The sequence below is a fragment of the Corynebacterium sp. KPL2861 genome, from assembly GCF_040225475.1.
Classification (GTDB): domain Bacteria; phylum Actinomycetota; class Actinomycetes; order Mycobacteriales; family Mycobacteriaceae; genus Corynebacterium.
Window position 1 is genome coordinate 271,620 of the sequence record NZ_JBEHFW010000001.1, and the last position, 16,152, is coordinate 287,771.

At 59.2% G+C, this 16,152-nt stretch carries 14 protein-coding genes; 2 read left to right on the top strand and 12 right to left on the bottom strand.

Translation table 11 applies throughout. The features are described 5' to 3' along the window. Positions 1–76 precede the first annotated feature (76 nt). The 4 genes from tsaE to ABRP84_RS01285 all read right to left on the bottom strand — a co-directional run bounded on the left by tsaE (position 77) and on the right by ABRP84_RS01285 (position 6,676). Complete coding sequence (gene tsaE / locus ABRP84_RS01270; protein WP_349852248.1) at positions 77–577, bottom strand: tRNA (adenosine(37)-N6)-threonylcarbamoyltransferase complex ATPase subunit type 1 TsaE; 501 nt, start codon at positions 575–577, stop codon at positions 77–79. After that, positions 567–1,664 (bottom strand): alanine racemase, encoded by a 1,098-nt coding sequence (gene alr, locus ABRP84_RS01275; RefSeq protein ID WP_349852250.1) that lies wholly within the window; start codon positions 1,662–1,664, stop codon positions 567–569. Before alr ends, tsaE begins: the two co-directional genes overlap by 11 nt. A gap of 111 nt (positions 1,665–1,775) precedes the next feature. Next, positions 1,776–3,647 carry a glutamine--fructose-6-phosphate transaminase (isomerizing) gene (gene glmS / locus ABRP84_RS01280; RefSeq protein ID WP_349852252.1) on the bottom strand — a complete coding sequence of 624 codons (1,872 nt, stop codon included), beginning with the start codon at positions 3,645–3,647 and terminating at the stop codon, positions 1,776–1,778. Between the two features lie 224 nt (positions 3,648–3,871). Then, positions 3,872–6,676, bottom strand: a complete 2,805-nt coding sequence (locus ABRP84_RS01285; protein WP_349852254.1) for an FAD-binding and (Fe-S)-binding domain-containing protein — start codon at positions 6,674–6,676, stop codon at positions 3,872–3,874. A 202-nt stretch (positions 6,677–6,878) separates the two neighbouring features. Here ABRP84_RS01285 and ABRP84_RS01290 point away from each other — a divergent pair, with 202 nt between their 5' ends. After that, on the top strand, positions 6,879–7,712 hold the full coding sequence (locus tag ABRP84_RS01290) for a dienelactone hydrolase family protein (protein WP_349852256.1): 834 nt from the start codon (positions 6,879–6,881) through the stop codon (positions 7,710–7,712). A gap of 22 nt (positions 7,713–7,734) precedes the next feature. Here the strand turns inward: ABRP84_RS01290 and ABRP84_RS01295 are convergent, their stop codons facing one another. From ABRP84_RS01295 to glmM, 4 genes are all read right to left on the bottom strand, one after another. Then, on the bottom strand, positions 7,735–8,031 hold the full coding sequence (locus ABRP84_RS01295; protein WP_349852258.1) for a hypothetical protein: 297 nt from the start codon (positions 8,029–8,031) through the stop codon (positions 7,735–7,737). Beyond that, positions 8,031–9,833, bottom strand: coding sequence for a hypothetical protein (locus ABRP84_RS01300; protein WP_349852260.1), 1,803 nt, complete (start codon positions 9,831–9,833; stop codon positions 8,031–8,033). The genes ABRP84_RS01295 and ABRP84_RS01300 overlap by 1 nt, the downstream gene beginning before the upstream one ends. Continuing rightward, positions 9,833–10,147 carry a hypothetical protein gene (locus ABRP84_RS01305; protein WP_349852262.1) on the bottom strand — a complete coding sequence of 105 codons (315 nt, stop codon included), beginning with the start codon at positions 10,145–10,147 and terminating at the stop codon, positions 9,833–9,835. Before ABRP84_RS01305 ends, ABRP84_RS01300 begins: the two co-directional genes overlap by 1 nt. 101 nt (positions 10,148–10,248) lie before the next feature. Further along, entirely contained in the window at positions 10,249–11,592 is a 1,344-nt protein-coding gene (gene glmM, locus ABRP84_RS01310) for a phosphoglucosamine mutase (RefSeq protein WP_349852264.1), read from the bottom strand. Positions 11,593–11,786: 194 nt separating this feature from the next. Here glmM and ABRP84_RS01315 point away from each other — a divergent pair, with 194 nt between their 5' ends. Continuing rightward, positions 11,787–13,712 carry a BCCT family transporter gene (locus tag ABRP84_RS01315; RefSeq protein ID WP_023025247.1) on the top strand — a complete coding sequence of 642 codons (1,926 nt, stop codon included), beginning with the start codon at positions 11,787–11,789 and terminating at the stop codon, positions 13,710–13,712. A 332-nt stretch (positions 13,713–14,044) separates the two neighbouring features. Here the strand turns inward: ABRP84_RS01315 and rpsI are convergent, their stop codons facing one another. The 4 genes from rpsI to ABRP84_RS01335 form a co-directional block, all read right to left on the bottom strand. Continuing rightward, complete coding sequence (rpsI, locus tag ABRP84_RS01320; protein WP_349852266.1) at positions 14,045–14,587, bottom strand: 30S ribosomal protein S9; 543 nt, start codon at positions 14,585–14,587, stop codon at positions 14,045–14,047. Next, the gene (rplM, locus tag ABRP84_RS01325) at positions 14,587–15,030 is read right to left on the bottom strand and encodes a 50S ribosomal protein L13 (protein ID WP_126318309.1); all 444 of its coding nucleotides are present in this window, start codon (positions 15,028–15,030) and stop codon (positions 14,587–14,589) included. The genes rpsI and rplM overlap by 1 nt, the downstream gene beginning before the upstream one ends. A 361-nt stretch (positions 15,031–15,391) precedes the next feature. Then, the gene (locus tag ABRP84_RS01330) at positions 15,392–15,679 is read right to left on the bottom strand and encodes a WXG100 family type VII secretion target (protein WP_349852268.1); all 288 of its coding nucleotides are present in this window, start codon (positions 15,677–15,679) and stop codon (positions 15,392–15,394) included. A gap of 44 nt (positions 15,680–15,723) precedes the next feature. Next, on the bottom strand, positions 15,724–16,038 hold the full coding sequence (locus tag ABRP84_RS01335) for a WXG100 family type VII secretion target (protein WP_005277114.1): 315 nt from the start codon (positions 16,036–16,038) through the stop codon (positions 15,724–15,726). Positions 16,039–16,152 lie beyond the last annotated feature (114 nt).

Genomic DNA, 16,152 nt, shown 5'->3' on the forward strand with positions numbered 1-16,152 from the left:
CCGCACCTTAAATACCTAAAGCAACTTGACGCCCTAAGATATCCATCACTTATACCTTAAAATTAATGAGATCTACCTAATCATTGTGGCGCCATGACCAGCTAATACGGCGCACGTCCTCATCGGCGCCGGCAAACTCCGCCGGTTCGCGGTCGATGCTGACAAAGAGGTACTTATCTGCGATCTGCTCGATTAGGCCGCCGCCCCATTCGGCGACGACGACGGCATCGGCAAGCTCGGTGTCCAGGTCCAAGGCATCCAGCTCCCCCAAGGGATCGCCGGAATTGGCCCCGCCCTCATCCAAGAGGCGATACGCGTCCACGTGCACCAGGTCCGGCCCCCCAACCCGTGAGCGATGCACGCGGGCGATGACGAACGTGGGCGAGGTAATCCGCCCCTTGACCTGCATGCCCTGCGCAATTCCCTGAGTAAAGGTGGTTTTTCCCGCGCCCAATGGGCCATCCAGGATAACGACATCGCCGGCTTCGAGCGCGGCGCCCAATTCCTTGCCGCAGGCGTGGGTCTGCTCCACCGTTGCCAGATCGCGGGTCCCAGACTCCGGAAAATTACTGCGCATCGGCCTCTCCTATATATTCGCGTTCGGTGCGGCCGGTGGGCCGGCACACCACTTCATAGTTGATGGTGCCCACGGCATCAGCAAGCTCGGTGGCAGACATGCCGCCCCGACCAAAGATGACGGCCTCATCACCGGGGGCAATGCCGTGCGGGTTATCTCCTAAATCCACCACTATTTGGTCCATGCACACTCGGCCTACCTGCGGATAGAGCCGCTCGCCGATGCCCACCTGAAGGTGGCCCTGGTACGCCCGCGGCAGCCCATCGGCATAGCCACAATCCACCGTGGCCAGGAAACCTGGCTTATCCGCGCTCCAGGTACGCCCGTAGCTGGTGGCCTCATTCTTATCGATCGGCTTGAGCCCAAAGACATTTCCGGACCAGGTCATCGCCGGGCGCAGGCCATGCTCTCTCCCCGCGATGGGCTCGAGCCCGTAGCACGCGATACCCACCCGCACCTGCTCAAAGTGCGCCGATGGGCGCGAGAGCGTGGCCGGCGAATTGGCCAAATGATTGACCGGGCACTTCAGACCGGCCGCGCGCGCCGCATCCAGGGCGCGCCGAAACTCTTCTTCCTGGGCGTCATTATGCGCATTATCCGGCTCGTCCGCGCAGGAAAAGTGGGACATGAGGCCCAGGACCGTGATGTGCGGGGCATCCCGCAGCAGCGCAAAGACCTCGTCCCAGTCCGCCTTATCCACCCCGGAGCGGTGCATTCCGGTTTCGACCTTAATATAGACCTCGGCGGGAATCTCAGCCTCCACCAGCTTCTGCGCCTGCGCCGGGGAATTGACCGCAATCTGGATGCCACATGCCAGAGCCTCTTCTAGTACCTGATCCGTCTGCCAGATCCATGCCGCGATGGGTGAGTCCACTCCCATGCGCCGCAACTGCACGGCTTCTGTCAGCGTGGCGACGCCAATGGAATCCGCCCCCGCTTCCAGCATCACGGGCACGACCCTTTCTACGCCGTGCCCGTAAGCATCCGCCTTCACCACGCACATCAGCTTGACGTCTGGGCCGATCTTCTCCTTAATCAGCCGCACGTTATGCGCGATGGCAGCAAGGTCAATTGTGGTTTTCAGCATGCCACTATTGTGCCACTTTCTACCCGCGCGCTGAATTTACCGCAGATATGGGTAAGACCCCTCTCCCACCTGTGCAAAAAGGACGAGAAAGGGGCCAGAATCGCCGGAAGGTTATTCCACGGTCACGGACTTAGCCAGGTTGCGCGGCTGGTCAACGTCGTAGCCCTTGGACTTTGCCACGTGTGCGGCAAAGATCTGCAGGGGCACCGTAGCAAGGAGCGGCTGCATCAATGTCGGCGCCTTTGGCACGCGGATGACGTGGTTAGCGTAATCCTCTACCGCGGTATCGCCTTCTTCTGCGATCACGATGGTAATGGCACCGCGGGCGCGGATTTCCTGGATATTGGACACCACCTTGGAGTGCAGCGAATCGCGCCCGCGCGGGGAGGGCACGATGACGAAGACCGGCTGGCCCTCCTCAATCAGCGCGATCGGGCCGTGCTTGAGCTCGCCGGCGGCAAAGCCTTCGGCGTGCAGGTATGCGATCTCTTTGAGCTTCAGCGCGCCTTCAAGGGCAACCGGGAAGCCCACGTGGCGGCCCAGGAAGAGCACGGATTCCGCATCCTTCATGGAGTTAGCCAGGCCAGCTACCTGCTGTTCTTCATCGATGACGCTTTGTACCTTGTCCGGCATATTGCGAAGCTCAGCAAGTACTCCCTGAATTTCATCCGAGAACATATTGCCGCGCAGCTGTGCCAAGTACAGGCCCAGCAAGTAGGTCGCGGTAATCTGCGCCAAGAAAGCCTTGGTGGAGGCCACAGCGATTTCGGGACCAGCGTGGGTGTACAGCGCCGCATCGGATTCGCGCGGAATGGACGAGCCCTGCGTATTGCAGATAGCGATGACCTTCGCACCCTGCTGGCGTGCGTGACGCACGGCCATCAAGGTGTCCATGGTCTCGCCGGACTGGGACAATGACACGACCAAGGTCTTCTCATTGACGATCGGATCGCGGTAGCGGAACTCGTGGGCGAGCTCAACCTCGGTGGGGATGCGGCACCAGTGCTCGATGGCGTACCGCGCCACATGGCCGGCATAGGCCGCCGTGCCGCAGGCGATCACGATGATCTTATCGATGGACTTCAAGACCGACTCATCGATGCGCAAGTCATCTAGGGTCAGCTGGCCCTGCTCATCAAAGCGGCCGAGCAAGGTATCGCGCACGGCGGCAGGCTGGTCATGGATTTCCTTTTCCATGAAGGAATCAAAGCCACCCTTTTCAGCGGCGGCCGCATCCCACTTGATCTCAAAGGCCTTGCCTTCAGTGGGGTTGCCGTCGTAGTCAGTAATGACGACATCGTCAGCAGTGATGGTGACTACCTGGTCATTGTCCATTTCCACTGCGGACTTGGTGTAATCAATAAAGCCCGATACGTCAGAGCCCAAGAAGTTCTCGCCCTCGCCCAAACCAATGACTAGGGGCGAATCGCGGCGGGCGGCAACGATGCGATCCGGCTGGTCAGCGTGAATGGCCAACAGGGTAAACGCGCCGTCGAGGCGCTTAGCGGTCAGCTGCATTGCCTTGGTGAGGTCACCTGCGGCGTCATTGTGGAAAACATCGCCAAGCAACGCAGCGGCAACTTCAGTATCGGTTTCAGAAACGAAGTTGTAGCCCTTATTCAAGAGCTCGGTCCGCAGCTCCGCGAAGTTTTCGATGATGCCGTTGTGCACCACGGCCAGCTTGCCGCCGTCAACGACGTGCGGGTGCGCATTGAGATCGGTCGGACCACCGTGCGTGGCCCACCGGGTGTGCCCGATTCCCAAAACGGAATCCTGCAGCGGACGCGCTGCAATCTCATCATCCAAGGCAGCAACCTTGCCCGCCTTCTTCCGCCAGCTAATCTCCCCATCGGCGTACATCGCCACACCAGCGGAGTCATAGCCGCGGTATTCCAGTCTGTGCAGACCTTCCACGACTACATCCAGAGCGAAGTATTCGCGGTCACCGCTAGCGTGACCAACATATCCAACAATTCCACACATAAAAAGGAATCCTACCTCATTGGTCAACACGAACCGGGGGTTGGACTAGGGCCTGTTATTTATGGCCGCACACTTATTCGGGCCTTTTATAGTTACTGGAAACTGGCCTGCCCACCGCTAGTTTTCGCACCCTCGGTGAGCAGCCCTCCCGCCCTGCGGCTGACTGGGGCGCGGAAGAAGACGGGGGCATCGGCAAGCAGCCGCGCCCCTTCCCCACCGGGCTGCTAGCGCGTGGCGCGCTCCAGCATCTCAAGGACGTGGTGGTAATCCTCGCCGGTGGCGCGGGTCATGCCCAGCTCACACGTGCGGTTGGTAGAGGCGTGATACTGCGCGCCCAGCTCCGTGACCTGGGCGGCCTCGGCGCGGGTGGCGGACTCCGTGAGCTCTGGGTGGAGCATGCCGCGGTCGCCGGCATAACCGCAGCAATTCCAGGCGGTGGGGATGTGTACCTCCGTGGCTGCGGCTCGGGCGACCTTTTCTACATCTCCCATCATGCCAAGCTGGAACGCCGAACAGGTCGGGTGAATCGTCATGGAATCGACCGGCTGGGTGGTCTCGAGGCGCGGCAGCAGCGTATCGGCGGTGAAGCTCAGCGCATCGATGACGGTGATGCCGATGGATTCCAGCATCTCCTGAAAACCCGCGGTACAGCTGGACGCGTCCACGATCACGGGCAGGCAGGCGTTATCCGTGGCCTCCATGACGGTCTCGCGCACGCGCTGCTCCATGATGTCGTGACCCTTGCGCATGCCCTTTGAGGACCATGGCGTTCCGCAGCAGAGCTTTTCTATGCCCTTAGGCACCTCCAGCGCGATCCCCGCCCGCTCCAAGACGGTAATGAAGGCTTCCGTTGCACCCATGCCCTCGCCTTGCGGGGCGAACATAGAGTTTACGCAGGCTGGAAGGTAGATTCCCGAGGTTTCAGCGTAGCGATCACCCACGCGCCCGGCCAGGCGCTCGCGGGACTTGCCGCCCTTGCCGAGCTCCGGCTGGTATCCCGGCACGGTATCGGGGCCGATGAGCGAGCGGGCCACGTCGGTAACCTTCGTCACCAGCTGAGCCGGCAGCATGTGCGCGCCGGTCAGCGTCGTTGCGGCACCGCGGCTGGTTACCTGCCAATTCTTGGCGGCAGCGGACCAGACCTTTTCTTCTGTGGCCCCGGCATTCTCGTGGCGCAGCTTCTTGATGAATTTGCCGGTATCGATGCCCACCGGGCAGGCGGTTAAGCACATGGAATCCACGGCGCACGTATCGATGCCCATGTACTCATAAGCCTCATCGAGTTCTGCAACCAAGTGCGTATCGCCATTTTCCTGCGCCCGCTGGCGGGCACGGCGCACCACGATGCGCTGGCGCGGAGTCAAGGTGAGATCCCTCGACGGGCACACCGGCTCGCAATAGCCGCACTCAACGCACGGATCGATTTCTTCTTCCACCGTGGGGTTGAGCTTGATATTTGTAATGTGTGCATCGGGGTCATCGTCCAAGATGACACCTGGGTTCATCGTGTCGGCGGGATCGCAGGCGCGCTTGAGCAACTGCATGACCTCGTAAAGCTCATCGCCGTACTGGCGGCGCACATACGGGGCCATGGCGCGGCCGGTGCCGTGCTCGGCCTTGAGGTTTCCCTCTGCCGAAAGCACCAAGTCCACCATTTCCTCATTGAAGTTGTTATAACGGCCAATGGCGCTATCGCCTTCGAAGCGGTCCGTTAGAAGGAAGTGGATATTGCCGTCTTTCGCGTGGCCGAAAATGACCGCATCGTCGTAAGAATAGCGGGTAAAAAGCTCCTGCAAGGAGGAACAAGTATCGGCCAAATCCCCCACCGGCACCACAACGTCTTCCAAGAGCGCCGTGGTTCCTGAGGGCCTCGCTTCTGCCACTTGGGCATACAGGCCCTTGCGGAAGTTCCACGCGGCGGTGCGGGTGGGAATATCGGCAGAAAACTCCGCCGGCGATTGCAGGTCCAATTCCCGCAAAAGGGACGAGCCCTTGTTCTCTTTTTCCCGCAGCTCTTCCTTGTCATCGGATTGGTACTCGATGAGCAACGCGGCCTGTGAATCCACATCGAAACCGGTAATGGCCTGCGGGACCTTATCAAAGCCTTGGCCCACGCGAATGGAGGCAGAATCCATCAGCTCCAGGGTGGCGGCACCGGTCTCCACCAGGGAAGGCAATGCCGTCGTAGCGGCGGAGAGATTATTAAAGACCGCCACGGTAGTCGTCGTGAGGGAAGAGATGTGCACGGTACGAAAGACCGCTTCCGCGATAAACGCGAGCGTTCCTTCGGAGCCAACCAAGAGGTGCTCAAAAAGCTTGACGGGGCTATCAAAATCCAGGAAGGAATTAAGCCCGTAGCCCATAGTATTTTTCAGTAGGAAGTGGCGGCGGATGATATCTACTGATTCCTGGTTATCGCGCACGCGGCGCTGCAGGCGGATGAGCGTATCCACCAGCTCGGGTTCCTGCGCCTGGAATTGCTGGTCCGCATCCGCGTCCGCAGTATTGATCACCGTGCCAGAAGGCAAGACAAAGGTCAGCGATTCCAAGGTGTTGTAGGTATTAAACTCGGTGCCGCAGGCCATGCCGGAGGAATTATTCGCCACCACGCCGCCGATGGTGCAGGCCGCCTCGCTGGCCGGGTCCGGGCCGAGCTTGCGGTTGCGCAGCCCTAAACGCGCATTGACCTGGCGCACGGTTGCCCCTGGCTGCACGCGCACCCGCTTGCCGTCATCGAGGACTTCTATGCCCCGGAAATGCTTGCGCACATCCACCAGATACCCCTCGCCGGAGGCCTGGCCGGCCAAGGAGGTGCCGCCCGAGCGCAAGGTCACCGGAATGCCATGCTGCCGCCCCGCTTTGAGTATGGCAGCCACGTGTTCTGCTGAACGCGCTTCAATAACGGCCTTCGGTGTGTAGAGGTAGTGCGAGGCATCGGAGGCATAGGCCACCCGGTCGATGATGCCGGTCTTTACCTCCGGACCATCCTGCGGAAATAATTGGTCGATCTTGAGGGTGCCGGTAGTCATATGCGGCGACCTGCCTTCCCAGAGAAGCATAGAAAATGTTACCTAGTACACATTTTCGCCCGCCTTCTCGCCGCCGCGCAAGTAAGGCAACCCATATAACTTCGGCGCCGCGCACCCCTTATGGCCTCCGTGAATCCCCCGCATGTGCCACTCGCTACCCCTTGCCACCAGCACGGGGGGATCTTCATCTATCCTAGAATGCGTGTCTGCGAATTTGAATAAACACCTCGGAACGTTATCGAAGCGTGGCCGCAACCGCGTGCTGGTTGGCGACCTCGATTATGCGGGTATTACCGGCAAGGTTTATACCCCTGCGGAAGGCCAAGGCCTGCCCGCCGTCGCCTTTGGCCACGACTGGATGCACAAAATCAAGGATTACCACGCCACGCTGCGCCACCTCGCCAGCTGGGGCATCGTCGTGGTCGCCCCCAATTCTGAGACCGGCATGTTCCCTGACCACCGCAACCTGTCTGCAGACATGGAATCTGCGTTGCAGATCGCCGCTGGGGTAAAACTCGGAACCGGCAATATCACCGTATCGCCGGGCAAGCTCGGCATGATCGGCCACGGAATGGGCGGCGGCACCGCGGTTTTGAGCGCGGTTGATAACCCGAAGGTCAAGGCCGTCGCGGCTATTTATCCCGCCGTGACCGCCCCATCCGCCGTCGAGGCCGCCCGCAGCCTCGATACGCCAGGCTTGGTCATTGGCTCTGGTCGCGATGACATTTTCAATGCCGGAAACCCCGCCAAGCTGGCCTATAACTGGCACGGCCAGGTAGCGTTCCGGGCCATCGACAAGGGCACGCAGGCTGGCTTTAGCGAAGATCGCTTCCGCAAATTGGCCATCGGTTCCGGTGCCTTCCAATCTGGCCCCACCGAAATTGCCCGTGGCCTCGTCACAGGTTTCTTGCTCTCCACCCTTGCCGGCGAGTCCGCCTACGATGGCTTTGCGGATCCTGAGGCGAGCGCGAAGAAGGTAGAAAGCTTTACTGGCGACGAACTGGCCGAGCGCGCCGGCGTTGCCCGCGATGACTAAAAGCTAACTCGCTGAATTAGACCTATCCACGTCGCAGCACAGATTTCACCTGCCCCGATGCGTTATTGACACGCGTTGGGGCAGCACCATTTTGGCCGCTTCTGCCACCGCGGCGCCACGTTCCAGCAGCTGCTTGCCGATGCCCCATCGCATCACCTTCCTTTCCCCCATGCTGCTCATTCTTGGCCTGTTGCACGGCCTTGGCCGTGGACTTTTCTAGTTCGTCTTGGGCCTTCGCCAGGCTTTTTTCAAATTCCAACATGCGGCGCGCGGTGCGCTCGCGAAATCCCTGCGCGAATTCTGCAAAATCGTTATTCATTACCACTGCCCTGCCTTTCGTGCAGTCACGGGTGGTTCATCTGTATGTGGCTCTGGATCGGGCTGAGGATCAGCCTCGGGAGCAGGTGCCGGTGCCGGGGCTGGGGCCGGTGGCTGTTCAGGTGCCGGTGCCGGCGCTGGTGCTGGTGCGGACTCAGGTTGAGGCTGCGGCTCTGGCGCAGATGCTCCAGCTCCAGCGGCTTCTGCTGACTGCAGATGCTGTACCTTTTCTGGAGGCGGGGCAGGCTCTTCCACCTGGGAAAGCTCCGGAGGCGGCTCAATCGTTCCGTCTTCCGGGCACGGTTCAGGCTCGGGTTCGGGTTGAGGCTCAGGTTCTGGGCACGATTCGGGTTCCGGTTCTGGTTCTGGTTCAGGGCAAGGTTCCGGCTCAGGCTCCGGTGCGGGCTCGGGTTCTGGCTCAGGCACAGGTTCCGGCTGCGGGGCCGGGCAATCAGCATCCGCGATGTTTTCTAGGCACTCTGCAGCGCCCTCAATGATGAGGCCTACACCCACCAAAGCAATTCCGGCGCCGACGATTCCCAAGCTGCCGCTGCAGGAGGACTCGATGTCACAAGCTGCATCTTCTTCCACTGCAGCCGGTGCTGTTGGTTCCTCTTCGCACTCAGAATCCTCCGGCACAGGCTCAGGGACCGGGTCGGGCTCCGGCTGAGGTGCGGGTTGTTCCTGTTGTTCCGGTGGGCAATCTTGTGGTTTCGGTTCTGGTTCGGGCTCTGGATCTGGGTCCGCATGCGCCGGCGTGGTCGTGGATTCGGTCGGTCGAGGATCATTGTTCACCGAACCGCGGCACTGTTGGCACTGGCACTCGGAAGAATGCTGCTCAGGTGTGGGTTCAGGTGCTGGCTGCGGTGCCGGTGCTGGTTTCGGGTCGGGTGCCGGCTTCGGATCGGGCGCGGGTTGTGGCTGTGGGGCCGGTGCTGGCTTTGGATCTGGTTGTGGTGCCGGTTTCGGATCTGGCTTTGGTTCCGGCATCGGCTCCGGCTTGGGCGGGCATTCAGCGGTGGATGCGGGCTGCGTTGGTTGCGCTGGCTGTGGCGGGTTGGAGGCGGTGTCGCCCCCGCCATTGGGCATCGGCCGCGTGGGGTCTGGCGTGTCTGGGCACTTTTCCACCGGTGGTGGGCAGGAATCCTCCTCGGTCTCTGCTGGCTCGGGGCATTCCTCAGGCAGAGGACGATCGCAGACGCATTCGCACCGGGATTCGAATTCGTCGTAACAGGATTCAATGGCATCATCGCGGTCTCGGCACGTGCTGGCGATGGAGTCATTGGTGTCATCGATGATTTTCGCACCAATGGTGGAGACGATGGGAATAATAAACTTGGCCAGCGGGTGCCTGGTTGCCACCATGGACAAGATATTGAGCAGTGGGATGACCGCGGAAATCAGCTCGGTCAGTGCGGTGTCGGAGGTATCGACGACATCGGAAATAGCGCCCGAGCATTGCTTGGCAGACTCAGTAAGTTGATTGCCTTCATCGCGGTGGATATCAAAGTCTTTTTGAATGCCCGTCAGGTGCTCGCGCAAGGTTCCATGGGCAACGTCAGAGTCATCCGTGCGCAGGAAATCCGCAAGCCCCTTCCCTCCGCCGTGCGGGAGATTTCCTCCCACCGCGGAGATGGTATGGCGCAGTATGTTTTGTGGGGCGATTCCATCTACCGCGCTGATGAGCTCACCTAGAAGCCCCAATGGCATGCTGGGACCGGAGTAATGTCCCAGGCAGGCCAATTGGAACTGCGAAATGGCGGCGGAATAATCCCCTAAAAGCGATTTAGTCAGCGTACTCACTAGTCCACGGCCTTTCCGCTCTCTCCTGCAAAGGAGCGGCTAAAGCCGACATCGTACGTGACGAATGCGCGCATCTGGTCGTGCGCTGCCTGACCTGTGGCAGAGATATTGTCTAAGCGCCACGTTCCATTGTCATGAATGCGCGCGAGGATGCTGCGGATGCGTTCCCCGTGCCCGGAGAAATTTCGCCCAGCCGCCGCAATAGGAAAGTCTGGAACGTCGGCGCGGTGAGCTTGGCGCTGTTCATCATTGGCGCTTATAGCTTGTTGTAGTGCTGTCATCGCCTCTGCAGGGCGAAGGAAAACCTCAGACATCGGTATAAATCCCCAAATCCATATGCGGTAAGTGTGCTCACCTTCATTGGACTGGGGTTTATACCAAATGGTTCCCCAATACTTCTTATTTTCTTAACTGCCTACACCGAGGCGACGACGGCAGAAAGCCTACCTGCCACCTTGCGGGCGTGCTCCTCTTCGGCTGCTTCCACCATGACGCGGAACAGTTCTTCGGTGCCGGAGGGGCGCAGCAGCACGCGGCCGGTCTCCCCGAGCTCCTCTTCTGCCTCCACAATGGCCTGCTTAACCTCGGCAGAATCCATGATCGCGGCCTTATTGGATACCGGAACGTTGATGAGCACCTGCGGCAATACGGTCATGACGGAGGCCAGTTCCTTCAAGCTCTTTCCAGACTTGGCCATGCGCGCCATGATGGAAAGGCCGGTGAGGGTGCCATCGCCGGTAGTGGAGTCATCGGGAAGCACGACGTGCCCAGACTGCTCGCCGCCCAGGGAGAAATCGCCGCGGTGGAGCTCTTCAAGCACATAGCGATCGCCCACTGCCGCGTGGCGGACCTCAATGCCTTGCTTTTCCATGGCGAGGGTCAGGCCGAGGTTGGACATAACCGTGGCGACGAGCGTATTAAAGCGCAGGTCATTGTCTTCCTTCATCCCTACCGCGAGCAACGCCATGATCTGATCGCCATCGACCACGTTGCCTTCGGCATCGACGGCGAGGCAGCGGTCCGCATCGCCATCGTGGGCAAGGCCCAAATCGGCACCGTGCTCGAGCACCGCTGCCTGGGCTTTTTCAATATGGGTAGAACCACAGTTCTCGTTGATATTAAAGGCATTGGGCCGGTGGTAAATCGGGATAACCTCAGCGCCTGCTGCTTCATAGGCGCTGGGAGCGACTTTCGACGCCGCGCCGTTGGCCGTATCCACAACCACCTTGATGCCGCTTAAGTCAGTGGATACAACATCCTTGAGGTGCTCTAAATAGCGCTCGCGCCCATCAGGGGCCTCCGAGATAATGCGACCCAACTTGGTGCCCGTTGGGCCTTCCTCAACGAGGTTATCCATCGCAGCCTGAATCTCATCTTCCACGCTATCCGGCAATTTCTTACCGCCAGCGGAGAAAAATTTAATGCCATTATCTGGCATCGGGTTGTGGGAGGCAGAGATCATCACGCCGAGATCCGCACCATAATCATCCGTCAAAAAGGCGATGGCTGGGGTAGGAAGCACCCCCACGCGCACAACGTCCACGCCACGGGACGCCAAGCCTGCGGCGATAGCGGCATCGAGCATTTCACCCGATACGCGGGGATCACGGCCGATGATTGCCAAGGGGCGGCGCTCATAAGATTCGCGCTGCGCAGTAAAGACCTCTGCAGCCGCTTGTCCCAGCGTCAAGGCCAAAATGGGAGTCAGCTTTTTATTCGCGAGGCCGCGAACTCCATCGGTTCCAAATAGTCGAGTCATGCAGTCAATTATGCCTTGTAGGACCCATCGGTTGCATGTTTGGGCATCGGCAAGCAGGCCAGTTGGGTAACCAACATCACGAAAAATGTGCTTGTGGCGAAAAGCGAAATTTGCTTTAAGCCGTACTTTCCGGCATTTATATGAAATTATTAGCTAGGTTATACTTCACTCTTTTGCCTTAGAGAGGATCAACGATGAACGAACCTAGATCTTCAGGTGACAAGTCACCTGAAACTACCTCGCAGAAGGCACGGTCAGCCATTGCGAAAGCCGCTTCTGGGGAACGCGCTATTCATCCAGCCCTCATCCCCGGAGTAAGTGTCGAAAACACCCGCGCAGATTTTAAGACCAATAAAACGGTCTTTGCGGTGGCCTTGGCATCTACATTTGCCGTTATCCTGTGGGCCATCATCGCCCCAGATAATCTGGCCAGCACAGGAAGCACCATGCGGGCGTGGGTCGTCCAGAACTTTGGATGGCTATTTACGATCATCATGATTGCCACCACGGCATTCCTGCTGACAATCGCTATCGCCCCAACCGGCAAAATTAAGCTCGGCGCAGATGATTCCAAGCCCGATTTCTCCCGGAACGCCTGGATCGCCATGCTCTTTGCCGCTGGCATGGGAATCGGCCTAGTTTTCTACGGCCCGATGGAACCGCTTGCCCTATTCTTGACTCCACCGCCGTATCTCTCCGGCGTTGAATCCGGCAGCCAAGAAGCCATCCTTCCGGCCTTTGCCCAGGCTGTGCTTCACCACGCTACGTTGCCGTGGATGATCTTTGCGCTGGTGGGCGGCGCGCTTGCCTATGCTGCTTATCGACGCGGCCGCATCCCGCTTATTTCCTCGCTATTTGAACCCCTCATTACGGATTCGAATAACCGAGTATTTGGAAAGATCGTCGATATTTTCGCAGTGTTGGTCACCCTCTTCGGCACGGCGACCTCGCTGGGTATCGGCGCCCTGCAGATCCGTACGGGAACCTCGATTCTTACCGGCAAGCCCCTCGAAGGAAACGGCATCATGGTGGTGATCATTACGATCCTCACCATCCTTTTCATCCTTTCCGCAATGTCCGGCATCAAGCGCGGCATCCGTATCCTGTCCAATATCAACATGGGCCTGGTCATCGGACTCGCGGTCTTCGTGCTCATCACCGGACCAACGCTCTACATTCTGGATCTGATTCCCGCATCCCTGCTGCAGTTCTTCAAGCACTTCGAAGACATGATGTCCCTGTCCGCCTCCCAAGGTGAACCGGAGAAGGAATTCGTCACCGCATGGACCATGCTGTACTGGGCGTGGTGGATTTCCTGGTCGCCCTTCGTCGGCATGTTCATCGCGAAGATTTCCCGCGGGCGCACCATTCGCGAATTCGTCTTCGTCATCATGCTCGTGCCTACCACCCTGTCGCTTTTCTGGTACGTCATCTTTGGTGCCACTGCGATCAAGACCCACCTGGATGGAGACGGAATCGAGATTGAAGGTTCCGGCGAGAATGTGATGTTCGATCTCATGAGATCGCTGCCGCTATCCAGCATCACCACGGTCATCGTTCTCCTTGCTGTGGTGGTCTTCTTCAATACGGCAGCTGACTCCGCTACCAACGTCATGGGCTCTATGTCCCAATCCGGTCGACCGGTCCCCTCAACATTGATTTCTGTAATTTGGGGTGTTGCCCTAGGCGGCATTTCCTTGTCCCTGCTGCTGATTGCCGGCAAGGATGCGCTCAGCGGCCTGCAGTCCATCATGGTCTCCAGCTCGCTGCCGTTTACCTTCATCCTCATCGGCATCATGGTGGCGTGGGGCAAAGACTTGGCACGCGACCCCGCAATACTGCGCAGGAAATACGCCCATGCTGCCATCGAGCGCGGCACCCACTTGGGCCTCCAAGAGCACAATGGCGACTTCGTCTTCAGTTCTTCTGCCGTTCCAGAAAACCACGGTGCCGGCGCCGAAATTGAAAACGATGATCCATACCTCCACGAGTGGTACACCATCAACGCATCGGATGAATACCTCGCAGAGCAAGCCGCCCTACGCGAAGAGCGCCGCGCCGAGCTCAAGGACTTTGCACAGAAGAAGAACAAGGACAGGGCCGCAGAAGACGATGAGTAGTCTCTCTGTTTAATCGGCCTTCCCCTTCCCCTTGCCGCTAGCCCGCCTCCATCGCACTGAGCATTAATGCTTTCGCGATGAGAGGCGGGCTTTTCTCTACTCCGCAGTCCGGCACATAGCGGTGTCTACGGGCTCACAACGGCCTCAGCGGGGCCGCTCATACCCCCGAAGCACGGTTAAGCGTTAAGGGGCCATCGAGGGCCGGCCAGGCGGGTTTAGCCGACTTGACCGGAGAGGGGCATCGCCAAGAGCAATAAAACGACAAAGCCGCCGCCTCCCAGAATGGGAAGCAGCGGCAGTGTATGGCGCTTGCGCGCGCAGTAGGAGCGAGATTAACGCTTGGAGTACTGCGGTGCGCGACGTGCCTTGTGCAGACCAGCCTTCTTACGCTCAACTGCACGAGCGTCACGGGTGAGCAAACCAGCCTTCTTCAGGGCGGTACGATCAGCCGGGTTGTAGATGTTCAGTGCACGAGCGATAGCCAGGCGCAGGGCGCCGGACTGACCGGTCGGGCCACCACCGTTAACGGTGACCTTCAGGTCAAACTGGTTCTCGCGGTCCAGCAGGGTAAGCGGGGTGAGGATGTCCTGCTGGTGCAGCTTGTTCGGGAAGTACTCAGCGAACTCGCGGCCGTTGACCACGATCTGGCCGGAGCCAGCAACGAGGCGAACGCGAGCGACGGCGCGCTTACGGCGACCGACGGTCTGGATTGGGCCCTCGTGGACCGGAGCAGCGGTCTCAACCTCTGCCTCGGTCTCAGGGTTGGCGCTAGCCAACGAATCACCGATGGTGTTGGTGAACTCTTCGGTAGCGGCGCTTGCTGCAGCGATGTCAGCAGCCTCGGCTACATTGTTGTCGATGTTCTGCTCAGCCATTACTGTGCCACCTGCTTAAACTCGAAGGTTTCCGGCTTCTGACCGGCGTACGGGTGCTCATCGCCTACGAAGACGTGCAGCTTCTTGATGGAAGCGCGGGAGAGCTTGTTGTGCGGCATCATGCCGGCAACAGATTCTTCGATAACGCGGACCGGGTTGGCGTCCAAAGACTGACCCAGGGTCATGGACTTCAGACCGCCCGGGTAACCGGAGTGGCGGTAGCGCATTTCGCGGTCGCGCTTGGTGGAAGAAACGTGAATCTTGTCAGCGTTGATGATGATGACGTGGTCACCGGTGTCAACGTTGGGTGCGAACTGTGGCTTGTGCTTGCCGCGCAGCAGGTCTGCCACGGTGGAAGCAAGCTTGCCCAGCACCACGTCAGTAGCATCGATGACGTACCACTTGCGGGTGATGTCACCGCTCTTTGGGTGGAAAGTAGACAAAATGACTCCTTGAAAGTCTGTCTCGGAACTGCCGGCCAGCGCTAAGCATCCATTCGCTTCCCAACAGCGGCCGGTGGAGACCTGCGGGAAGCGCTTCGCCAGCTGCTTGCCGACGAACGAACACATAGGGTTACAATCCTAGCCGCTACCGGGGCAAAAGACCAAAACGCCGAAACCGGTACCTTCTCAGAAAGAAAAGGTACCGGTAAAAGAGGTTCTATATGGCGGTTTGTGTAAATAGCGCGGTAAGGGGACGGCGGCTGCGTTCGCCTCCTGCCGGATTGGATACGGGCACGGGCACCGCCCGATTCCCCTACTGCGCATTAAAGAAGCAGGCTAGATAGATGTTGCCAACGGTGCATTATCCCCAGCTAGCGGCGGCGCGACGGTTGACATCGCTCATTGCGTCATTGCCTTGGGACACAGTCTTGGAGATGGTTGCCAGCACGGTATTGAGTTCTTGTGCCGCCTTATCCCATTTAGCCTGCGCCTGGTTATAAGCCACTGCGGATTCACCTTCCCAGGTGCTCACCATGGGTTGGAGGCGGGATTTGAGGTCGGCCAAGGTGCTGTTGATGCGGCCGGAGGTAGCGTTGATATCAGCTGCGGCAGTAGAGATGGCGCCGAATTGGTACTTGATCTCGGACATGCGGAAAATGGTTCCTTTCGAAGTTGCTGGTGGAGGTGGCTGGGTTACAGGGCGAGGCCGCCGCCAACATTGGAGAAGGCCTGGGTGTTTTCGGCTTCGACGTTGTCAAAGTTGTGGGCATTGCTGCGGATGTTTTCAGAAATCGACGTTAATGCCTCGCGCAGTTGCTGCGCGGAGGTGTTGTAGCGCTGCATCAAGTTATCGAATGAAACCTGCGCCTGGCCGGCCCAGCTGCCGCGGACAGAATCCACTACACCCTGCAGGCGGGTGAGCTCGCCTTGGACTTCGTCATTGGTGTTATCGACGCGGCCGGCGGTGGAGACCATGACATCGGCTTGTGTCTTAAAAGTCTGAGACATAACAGTGCGCCCCTCCTTAGGGCGGGAAGAGATGTTGAGTGTGATTTCCCCCGAAAAAGCTTCTGTGCTTTCTCACCGTTATTGGACTGCGCTCAGGCCTATATGGTTCCCGGG